Source organism: Marinilactibacillus sp. GCM10026970, assembly GCF_042660675.1.
Classification (GTDB): domain Bacteria; phylum Bacillota; class Bacilli; order Lactobacillales; family Carnobacteriaceae_A; genus Marinilactibacillus.
The window spans coordinates 1-5,287 of the sequence record NZ_JBHSUL010000004.1 but is presented as its reverse complement, the minus strand read 5'-3'; the positions used below and the strand labels follow the sequence as shown (position 1 = coordinate 5,287).

3 protein-coding genes are annotated in these 5,287 nt (G+C 37.8%); 1 reads left to right on the top strand and 2 read right to left on the bottom strand.

The genetic code is table 11. The features are described 5' to 3' along the window. Nucleotides 1-123: 123 nt before the first annotated feature. A complete protein-coding gene (gene purR / locus ACFP65_RS01970) occupies nt 124-948 on the bottom strand; it encodes a pur operon repressor (RefSeq protein ID WP_379915431.1) in 825 nt (274 codons plus the stop codon). Between the two features lie 177 nt (nt 949-1,125). Beyond that, complete coding sequence (locus ACFP65_RS01965) at nt 1,126-4,557, bottom strand: pyruvate carboxylase (RefSeq protein WP_379915429.1); 3,432 nt, start codon at nt 4,555-4,557, stop codon at nt 1,126-1,128. Between the two features lie 211 nt (nt 4,558-4,768). On the opposite strand from ACFP65_RS01965, the gene ACFP65_RS01960 reads away from it, so the two are divergent. Then, entirely contained in the window at nt 4,769-5,131 is a 363-nt protein-coding gene (locus ACFP65_RS01960) for a DUF2512 family protein (protein ID WP_379915427.1), read from the top strand. The last annotated feature ends 156 nt before the right edge of the window (nt 5,132-5,287 follow it).

Sequence of the window (5,287 nt, the reverse complement as noted above, 5' to 3'; positions counted from 1 at the left end):
ATACGCCTTTACGATCTTATGTTTAAATTCAAAACTATATTTTGCCATTAAAAAAGACCCCCAGAAGTTAGATTTTAGGTCTAACTTCTGGGGGTCGGCGCAATTCCATAGCTTTTTTGTCGTCTATAATGATGTCAAAAAGTTTCCCGGAACAACCTGTATTGTTCTATGCTCAACGTCTACACTCTTCACTTTAAGCAGCGCTGTATAATTATCAATAGAGCGTACCCCTTGATAAATATTTTCTGCGATTACAGTAGCCCCTACTAGTTCTGCATCAAATTCTTCAATCAAGCTCTTCATACCATTGACTGTTCCTCCACCTTTAAGGAAATCATCTACAATCAAGACTCTAGATCCCCTCTTAAGGCTACGACGAGAAAGTTCCATCTTCTCCACTCTCTGTGAAGATGATCCTGATACATAATTGATACTTACAGTGGATCCTTCTGTTACTTTTGAATCTCTACGGACAATCACAAAAGGTACATTTAGATAAGTCGCAACAGCTTGTGCAATCGGCACACCTTTAGTTGCAACTGTCATCACTGCATCGATTTTCTTATCCATATAAAAAGACGCAATTACTCGCCCAATCTTTCTTAACCAGTCTGGCTGACCAAGCATATCCGATAAGTAAACATATCCACCCGGCAATAATCGTTCTGAATGATTTAGTTCTGCAGATAGTTCTTCGATGAAAGCTTCAATATCTTCTCTTTTCATTTTTGGTATGTATCTTGCACCACCAGCGGCTCCTGGAACCGTTTCTAGAATACCGATACCTCTTTCTAAAAAGGTCTTTTTAACAATCGTCAAATCTTCACTTATACTAGATTTTGCAGACTCATATCTTTTTGAGAAAAACGTAAGCGATACTAACGTATGCGGATGCTCCAGCAAGTAATTGGTGATATCGATCAGTCTTTCACTTCTTTTTATCTTCAAACACGTACACCTCTTTTATTTAACGTACATTCGATTTCTACATTATCTATTCTACATCTTATCGTGTTAAAAACCTAGTTAATTCTTTGACATTTTTAGTAATTGTTCGGAAATTTAAAAAACAGTGCGCTTCACTACTGATTGAATCAATAGATAAAGCGCGCTGTTCTATTCAATTTATTTTGTTTCGATTTCGATTAGTAGATCATTCGTCTCGATTTGATCTCCCTCAGCCACATACAAGTGTTCTATCGTACCTGAAATGCCTGATCGAATGGTTGTTTCCATTTTCATAGATTCTGTAATGATCACAGGCTCTCCTTTTTCGACTTTATCCCCACGACTAACCAGTATCTGTAATACAGATCCAGGCATCGTTGCGCCAATATGACCTTTATCTGATAGTTCTGCTTTTTTGCGTACTGCTTTTGTATTGGTAATACTCTTATCTTTGATTTCTACTTGTCTACCTTGACCATTCAATTCGAAATACAAGACTCTATTTCCTTCAGAATCCGGATCACCAATCTGGTTTAGCTTGATAATCAGTGTTTTACCTTTTTGAATACTGATTTCAATTTGTTCTCCGGTTCTCATACCATAGAAGAAGGAAGCCGTATCAAATTTCGTGATATCCCCATAAGTGTTCTGGAAAAAGATAAAATCTTTGAATACTTGTGGATACATCGCATAGCTCAACATTTCTTCGATACTTGGTTCTCTTTCGAGGAAAGCAGCCATTTCTTCTTTTAGTGCGTTGAAATCTAATGGTTCTCTATGATCCCCTGGACGTCCTTCAATGGGTTCTTGACCATTCAAAATGATTTTCTGCAGTTCTTCAGGGAAACCACCTTCTGGTCTACCCAATTCTCCTTTAAAGAAGCTTACGACGGATTGTGGGAAGTTCAGACTGTTACCTTTGTTGAAAATATCTTCTTCAGATAAATCATTTTGAACCATGAATAGTGCCATATCTCCAACAACCTTTGAAGAAGGCGTCACTTTGACAATATCACCAAACATATCGTTGACTACAGCATACATAGCCTTTAAATCGTCCCATCTATCTTCTAAACCAACACCTTTTGCTTGTTGCTTCAAGTTTGTATATTGACCACCAGGCATTTGGTGCTTGTAAACTTCCGTTGAAGCTGCTGGCATTTTTTCTTCAAATACAGCATAAGATTTCCGGACATCTTCAAAGTATCTATTAATGTATTCAACATTTTGGATATTGATTTCAGGTGCACGCTTTGTGTTTTCTAAGGCGTAATACAAACTCCCCATACTTGGTTGGCTTGTTTTTCCACTTAAAGCACTTTGAGCAACATCCACAATATCAACCCCAGCTCGGATAGCCGCACCATAGGTATAGACGCCATTTCCGCTCGTATCATGCATGTGCAAGTGGATCGGTACATCAACCGTTTCTTTAAGTTCCGAAATTAGACGATATGCAGCATGAGGTTTAAGTAGCCCCGCCATATCTTTGATTGCAATAATGTGGGCGCCGACTTGCTCAAGTTCTGTTGCCATCTTCTTATAATAATCCATTGTGTATTTTGTCTGGGATGGATCATTTAAATCCCCTGTGTAGCAAATCGTTGCTTCAGCAATCTTGTGATTATCACGGACATATTGAATACTTTTTTCCATCTGTGGAATCCAGTTCAAACTGTCAAAAATTCGGAATACATCGATCCCATTCTGTGCAGACACCTGAATAAACTTCTCCAAAACGTTATCTGGATAGTTTTCGTAACCTACACCATTTGATCCTCTAAATAACATTTGGAATAAAGTATTTGGCATTTTCTTTCTAAGTTTACTTAATCTTTCCCATGGATCTTCATTCAAGAATCGGTAAGCAACATCAAATGTCGCCCCGCCCCACATTTCAAGAGAGAATAATTCAGGAATCCCTTGTTCCATCTTATCAGCAATCTGCAACATATCTTTTGTTCTCATTCGAGTTGCCAAAAGACTCTGGTGCGCATCTCTAAAAGTAGTATCTGTCAGTAATACAGCATCCTTCTCATGAATCCATTTAGTAACAGCTTCAGGACCTTGCTGATCAAGCAAGGTTTTAGGTCTGATAATATCTTTTTCTGGAAGAATCAATTTTCCTGGCATTCTTGACGGTTTCAATGGTTCTTTATCTACCTTACCAATACCTGGAAATCCATTAACGGTAACATTCCCGATATATTGTAAAGTTTTATTTCCTCTATCTTGTGTTTTAGGGAAAATATACAGTTCTGGTGTTTGATCAATAAAGGTTGTCGAAGCATTACCAGATATAAAATCTGGATGTTTGACTACGTTAGCTAAGAAAGGAATATTCGTCTTGACCCCTCTAATACGGAATTCTTTCAAGACTCTTCCCATTTTCTGAACAGCACCGGCAAAATCCGTCGCATGAACAGAAGCTTTAACAAGTAAAGAATCAAAGAACGGTGTGATCACTGAACCTTGGAAGCCGTTCCCTGAATCTAAACGTACTCCAAAGCCACCCGGAGAGCGGTATGTGTTGATTTTTCCTGTGTCAGGATAAAACTGGTTCAAAGGATCTTCTGTAGTAATACGGCATTGAATCGCCGCGCCAATGAGCTTTATATCTTCTTGATGCGGTATCCCTACTTCTTTATGAAGATCTTTACCTTGGGCAATTAAAATTTGTGATTGGACTATATCTATCCCTGTAATCATTTCTGATATTGTATGCTCTACTTGGACTCTTGGGTTGACTTCAATAAAGAAGAAATTTTCCCCTTCAAGTAGAAACTCAACGGTCCCTGCATTAACATACTCAACATGTTTCATCAATTTAACAGCAGTCTGGCAAAGTTCTTCTCTGACTTCATCCGACAATGTAACACACGGTGCAACTTCTACAACTTTTTGATGGCGACGCTGAACAGAGCAATCTCTTTCAAACAAATGAACAAGATTCCCATGGGTGTCTCCAAGGATCTGTACTTCAATATGTTTAGGGTTTTGGATATAACGTTCAACGTAGATATCTCCACGACCAAAAGCAGCAATTGCCTCACTTTGAGCACGCTTGAATCCATCAATCGCTTCTTCTTCGTTGAATGCCACACGCATACCACGTCCACCGCCCCCAAGAGCAGCTTTCATAATAATTGGATAGCCGTAAGTGTTTGCAAATTCCACAACTTCATCGATTGTATGGATAGCATCTTCTGTACCTGGAATTGTTGGTATTCCTGCTTCTAATGCTACTTTTTTCGCTTTTAATTTATCTCCAAATACATCTAATTGATTCGTAGTTGGACCAATGAATGTGATTCCTTCTTCTTGGCATCGCTTGGCAAAGTCCAAATTTTCTGATAAGAATCCATAACCTGGGTGAACAGCATCCGCACCAGAATCTTTAGCAATACGGATAAGGTCTTCTATGTCTAAATAAGCATCTATTGGCTTTTTACCTTTCCCAACCAAGTAAGCTTCATCTGCTTTAAAACGATGAACACTTTTTTCATCTTCTTGAGCATATACACCTACTGTATCGATTCCCAATTCAGTCAAAGCCCGAAAAATTCGAATCGCAATTTCGCCTCTATTTGCTACAAGTACCTTTTCCAATTCCTTCACCTCTTACTCATTATTTCGAAACTATAACTCATGATTATCTTACCATTTTACCAGACATTTCTATATTTGGAATCAAAAACTTTTTACTCTTCCTACTTTGAAAGTCGTTCGTTAACACAAAGCAAAAACACAAGTTTTATTGTTTGTTTAATTCGAAAAATAGTTATATGATAATTTTATCTTAAAAAAAGGAGGAAATAAAATGAAACATTTGAAAGCTATCGTCATTAAATCAATTGCGATTATTTTAATTTCGTGGATTGTTCTATCATTGATCTGGAATATCCCGCTTATGCATGCTGTAATTGGTGGCGCGATTGTTTCCTTAATGATTTATGTTATTGGAGACCTTTTAGTTTTAAGAAAAATTGGCAATATCGTTGCTACTGTTGTGGACATGGGTGGTGCCTTAGCAATTCTTTGGGGTTATCTATACCTTGCTTTAGGGGAAAGTTATTTCCTTGAAAGTTTAGTTGCTTCTGCGGGTATCGCAATCTTTGAATGGTTCTTCCACTCTTGGTTGCTTAAGAGCCATGTTGTACCCGATGAACGTTCAATGAAATAAGTATAATCAACTTGAATTTAAAAAAAGACTAGTTCGTTATCTGTGCTCAAGCTATAGTGACCCCAAAAAGTTAGACTTTTTTCAGAGCAGATATTCTGCTCTGTTTTTTTATGCTATTTTACACTCGTTTGTATGAGTTCGTCGATACTCGATTGG